Source organism: Mesorhizobium sp. P2_C7 (assembly GCF_056404515.1).
The window spans coordinates 1-4,826 of sequence record NZ_JBFUDW010000038.1; the positions used below are offsets into that span (position 1 = coordinate 1).

General features: G+C 58.0%; 7 protein-coding genes. 1 reads left to right on the forward strand and 6 read right to left on the reverse strand.

Annotation, left to right across the window (positions count from 1 at the left end; all coding sequences use genetic code 11):
* Window positions 1-426: 426 nt before the first annotated feature.
* The 6 genes from AC1D2G_RS34295 to AC1D2G_RS34320 form a co-directional block, all read right to left on the reverse strand.
* The gene (locus tag AC1D2G_RS34295) at window positions 427-627 is read right to left on the reverse strand and encodes a hypothetical protein (protein ID WP_477419606.1); all 201 of its coding nucleotides are present in this window, start codon (window positions 625-627) and stop codon (window positions 427-429) included.
* A 548-nt stretch (window positions 628-1,175) separates the two neighbouring features.
* On the reverse strand, window positions 1,176-1,466 hold the full coding sequence (locus AC1D2G_RS34300; RefSeq protein ID WP_477419608.1) for a hypothetical protein: 291 nt from the start codon (window positions 1,464-1,466) through the stop codon (window positions 1,176-1,178).
* A gap of 70 nt (window positions 1,467-1,536) precedes the next feature.
* Entirely contained in the window at window positions 1,537-1,758 is a 222-nt protein-coding gene (locus AC1D2G_RS34305) for a DUF768 domain-containing protein (protein WP_477419609.1), read from the reverse strand.
* 176 nt (window positions 1,759-1,934) lie between these two features.
* A complete protein-coding gene (locus AC1D2G_RS34310; RefSeq protein ID WP_477419611.1) occupies window positions 1,935-2,753 on the reverse strand; it encodes a metallophosphoesterase family protein in 819 nt (272 codons plus the stop codon).
* Window positions 2,754-2,768: 15 nt separating this feature from the next.
* Complete coding sequence (locus AC1D2G_RS34315) at window positions 2,769-3,728, reverse strand: diacylglycerol/lipid kinase family protein (protein ID WP_477419613.1); 960 nt, start codon at window positions 3,726-3,728, stop codon at window positions 2,769-2,771.
* Entirely contained in the window at window positions 3,692-4,414 is a 723-nt protein-coding gene (locus AC1D2G_RS34320; RefSeq protein ID WP_477419615.1) for a phosphatase PAP2 family protein, read from the reverse strand. The genes AC1D2G_RS34315 and AC1D2G_RS34320 overlap by 37 nt, the downstream gene beginning before the upstream one ends.
* Before the next feature lie 158 nt (window positions 4,415-4,572).
* On the opposite strand from AC1D2G_RS34320, the gene AC1D2G_RS34325 reads away from it, so the two are divergent.
* Window positions 4,573-4,826: potassium channel family protein (locus tag AC1D2G_RS34325; RefSeq protein ID WP_477419617.1), on the forward strand; the 254-nt coding region annotated here is incomplete at its 3' end.

A 4,826-nucleotide genomic window follows, 5' to 3' on the forward strand; every position in this document is an offset into this window, starting at 1 on the left:
ACGTCGCTGGCCAATTTGATCGCTGGCCAATTTGAACGGGCGCCTGGCGCTTGGAAGAGTCGATCACGCTTTCGCCCCCACGAGGGATAAAGCGATGTCATCCGACGATCATCTCGATTCTGAGCAACTTGCAATGCTGACAAAGGTTCTCAACGACTATTGCACAGAGGCAGGAATTCCAGAAGGCCATCCGGCATGGGAGCACTTCGGCCGGCGCCTCAAGAGTCTATTCCAGTCCGGGATACATGATCCCGATGAACTAGTGTCCAAAATGAACACTGGCTACGAGGATTGGCTAGGCGAGATCGGCGCTACGGGTCCTTTCATACCGCCCAAACTATCGTCCGAAGACCGTCTCGTAGGCGACAATCGCTTGCCAGGGTCAGACCTAAGAGGCAGGCCAGCCGTAGCGAATAGAGTTCGGATTTAAGAAAGTCCGAAATCCGGCGCGGGTCGGTCAGCTAGCTCCTCTTCACCTTTAGGCGCGATCTCCTCGATCCGCACCTTGTCGCCGATCTCCTTGGCGAGCGCGAACGCCTTTTCCTTGTCCTTGGTCGTTAGAACGGTGCGCCAGTGCGGCTTCTCAAAGACGCTCACGACGTAGGTTGTGGCGGGCTTGTCGGTCATCCGCTCGTCAGTCCGCCACGCCAGCTTCGTGATGCACGATGGCGTCAAGGATTGTCTCATAGACGCTGCCGGTGTCTTCCTCGATCTCTGTGCTTGAGATGCCTATCGACTTGGCGTCGGCGAACAGTTTTTGCGTGAGCTCGGCAACGGAAATGATATCTGCCCCCGCGATCTAGCAAGGCAACGAGCGCTTGAGTTGGCGACACTTACCAGAATTCTAGATGAGTATTGCGAGCAAGCCGGAATTGAGGGCTCGCACCCGGCGCGGGAGCATTTGGCGCGTCGCCTTATCGCCCTTTTCAGCGGCGGCACCGACAGTCAAGACGAGATATGGATGGCATAGACGGCATCGCAAAGGATTATAAACCAGGCGCTACCCATCCGTAGAGTAATGGCCGGTGCGGCGGGGCTATTTGGGATGCTGGCGTGCCGCACCGGCCACTGCGGGTTTGGTTTGGACGTCCCCCGCGCTGCCTAAACTATGGGCAGATTAGCAACTGACCAATTAACTATTGGCGGGACTAAGACTGAAGTCCCAGCCCAGCCGTCTAGCGTTGTGGATCGAAAGTCGGTTTCCAATCGCGGTTGCGCTTCGCATTGATGCCCGCGTAGTCAGGAACAACGGTGAAGAACACCGGCCGGCGGTCGCGGCCTGCAGCCTTGCAATCCGAGCAGCCGAAGAGGCCGACCAGATCCCAATGCATTGCCCCATGATCCGGGCCGAGCCGGTCGGTAAGTGCTTGGACGTCGAGCTTTGTCGACTTGCAGCAGGCCGGATGCCCGCAATTGACGTACATCGTTTCGCGAGATGCCAGGGTGTCGGCGAGGGTTTTGGACATGGCGAACTCCGTTGAAGGGGTCGCCGCAACGGTAGGATTGTATTCCTGATCTAGGAGTCGCCGGCAAGAGCTATTCTGCCGGGCCCGTATCGTAATGCACAATTGCGTCGAGAATCGTTCGATAGAGGCTGTGGACTTCCTCGTCGATCTCTTCCCGCTTGATCCCGACCGACTTGGCATCGGCAAACAGCTTGTGGGTTAGCTCGTCAACCGAGATGACATCGGCCTTCGTCGTCTCGGGGACGTTGTTGGCCAGCCATTGATCTAGGAAGTTGATTCCGCGTGTGCTCATCGAGCCATGAGCTCGTGCTTTGGTTTCAGTTCCGCACGCGCTTAACCGCTCAAAGGACCGCCGCTGCAGCATTGTTTTGCGAACATGTTGCCGTCGCGCGTATACATATTACCACAACTCCTGCTAAGCCGCTAAACCTGCTGAAGGCAGCGCAGAAGCTACCAAGTCGGCATCGCTTAACCGCTATCCCCAGGTTCCCACCCGCTTGGACCGTGCCGAAAAGAATAACTGGCTGAGATTTCGAACCCTGACTGCGAAGGCTGCCAGGCCCGACATTCGACCGAGATCCTTGGATGCTCGATGCGAATGATGTTAAACGAATTTGCAGCTTGGCGAAGCCGCGATGAAACCGCCGTTCCCGCTTGAATGAGCAGCGCCGCGTAGCCGTCGATAAGGTAGCGCCGTGCGCTCGAACCAGCGCGGTGAAGATGCTGGTGGCCAGACAATATGATGTCTACGCCGCTTCGCGAGAAGGCATCCATTGCCAGATCGGCGCGGCCAACGATGCCGTCGTCGCCTTCCAGGTCCAGCCCTTCGAAAGGATGATGCGTGACCACTATCCGGGTAATGTCATCGGAAATATGCGTGAATTTTTCGGTCGCCGCCTGGAGCTGGCGGACATTGATCCTGCCGTCCTTGATTGTCAGGGATCGTGCCGTGTTGATCCCGACGACAGCGACTTCGCTGTCGGCATAGAACGGCTCAGTGTCCGCCTCGATGTAGCGCCTGTAACGCGACAGAGGCGTCCATGCGCGTGCGAGGACATTCCAGAGCGGCACATCGTGATTGCCGGGCACTACAATGCGGGGGCCGGGAAGGGAATCAAGAAAGGCTCGCGCCTGCAGGAATTCGTCCTTCCGGGCGCGCTGGGTCAGATCCCCCGATACGACGAGCAAATCAGAGTCGATGGCGCGAACCTCGGCTACGATCGCTTCCACAAGCTGGCTCTCTGTTCTTCCGAAGTGCAAATCCGAAAGGTGGACGAGGGTTTTCACTGAAGTTCTCCGCTTTCAGCCACGGCCACCGGTTGTGGTCATTTCGGCAGGTGCAAGGACCTGCAAGGCCGCTGGTCGAATCTGAAAGTTGAGTGGCATGTCGATACTGACGGCTTCGCCGTCCAGAGAAACCAGCATGGCGTGCCGATGCGATGTGATTTGGAGTGAACTAGCCCGATAGGTTTCAAGATCTCGGGTTGAGTCGATCATGCCGAACGCGATTTTGAACGGAAGCAATGCAAGTCCAAGCCAGGACTGCTGCTTGACGACGTAAACGCATAGCTCTTTTGACGACAGGCTGCGGCGGCGGCCAAGATCGGCGATGTCGTAGAGATTGTTGCCAACAAACACACAGGGCGTCCGCAGTCTTTCGCGGGTGCCCTGAGCAGCGACGTGGACAGCCTGCCACGAGGCGGATCTCAACGTTCTCATGAGAGCGGGTCCGATGGCGGCAAGCTTGCCGAACCCGCGGCGCCGCTGCTCGGCTGAACGCTTTGCAACAAAGAAGGGATAGACCCCAATCGAAGAGTTGTTGAGAAAGACGCGGCCGTTGACCTCGGCGACATCGACTGCCACAGGCTTGCCTGTCGCGATTGTATCGATCGCCGCTGCGAGGTCGAGAGGCACACCCAAATCCTTGGCAAAGTGGTTTAACGTGCCGAGCGGAAGGACACCGAGCACAAGATCGGTCCCCGCCAGCGCCGAGGCTGCGCTGCTGAGGGTGCCGTCGCCACCGCCCACCACCAATATTGATCCATGGCGGGACTTCGATTTGTTTTCGTCAACGAAGCGCCGAGCGAGCTCTCCAACCTCTCGCCCATCCACCAATCGGACATCCGCCTCAACGCCACGTTCGGCGAACCCATCCCGTACGGCTCTCTCTATGTCGAGCTTGTGCGCTGCTGCGCCGGCATTTTTGTTGATGACGGCCAGGACCTTCAAGTTTCCACCCGCTTCGGCCTTTCCTGAAACCATAACGCGACTGTCCAACACAGGATCGCCCAGCCAGAACCAATGCACCATCCGGCCAAGACATCTGTGGGATAGTGGACCGCGAGATAGACCCGGCTTATCCCTACGGCGACCGTCAGAAACACCGCGATCAACATGAAATACGCTTTGAGACGCAGCTCCTGATTTGCGTGTGAAAGGAGGGCGCCCACGGTCAGGAATGCGATCGCCGAAAGCATTGCATGTCCACTCGGGAAGCTTGCCGTGAATACTTTGGTGACGTGAGGAATTTCCGGCCTCGGCCGGTTGAAGCTCAGCTTGAGGATCGTGCCAAGCAGTTCGCCGCCAACCACCGCAACCGCCATCCAGATAGCCATGGCCCGCTTGTGGATGAGAAGGAGATAAACAACCCCTGCCAGCAACACGAAGCCAAGAAACACCACGCTGCCGACTGAGGTCACATCCCGGGCCGCTTCCTGAAGCCATGGCGGACCGATCGGGTAGGCCGGATCGGCTGCTCGAAGAGCCGACATGATGACAAGGTCAAATTTGGTCGTGTCGCCTTCCAGGACTTCCTCGGCGAGCACCCCGAAGCCGAGAAAGAGGCATGCTACAACGACCCCCGCAATAAGCCTATTCTTGCCTGGCGCGGGAGGACCGTTGAGCCCAGACGGTGGCCCGCGCTCGATTTCTGGGACTGGTTCGCTCAAGCGTCGGACCTCACTGTAGAGGGAACAACGAGATCGCGAGAACGAGGTTCCCTGGCCATGACTGCGCAGAACTTCTTCGGCGGCGTTCCTGACCGTGAACAGCAGAAAGGTCGGAGATCATGTCGGCAAAGACACGCGACAAGCCGCAAGCAAGGCAAATGAGGCGTCTGTTCTTCATAGCGCTCGTCCAGCAACTTCGTGTGGTCTGGCCCATCCTGTCGGGGATTCTCCTGGTCATGGTTGGGTCCGGGCTTATGATCTGGCGCATAGAGAGTTGGCGGATCGACGAGGCCCTCTACTTCACCTTCGTGACAGGGCTCACTATCGGCTATGGCGACTTTACGCCCAAACATGTTTCGGCGCGGTTGCTGTCATTGGTGATCGGTTTCGCAGGGATTGTGCTGACTGGGCT

Coding starts and splice junctions, on each gene's coding strand:
- AC1D2G_RS34300 (WP_477419608.1), bottom strand. CDS start 1,466: ATGTCCAAAACCCTCGCCGACACCCTGGCATCTCGCGAAACGATGTAC.
- AC1D2G_RS34305 (WP_477419609.1), bottom strand. CDS start 1,758: ATGAGCACACGCGGAATCAACTTCCTAGATCAATGGCTGGCCAACAAC.
- AC1D2G_RS34315 (WP_477419613.1), bottom strand. CDS start 3,728: ATGGTTTCAGGAAAGGCCGAAGCGGGTGGAAACTTGAAGGTCCTGGCC.
- AC1D2G_RS34295 (WP_477419606.1), bottom strand. CDS start 627: ATGACCGACAAGCCCGCCACAACCTACGTCGTGAGCGTCTTTGAGAAG.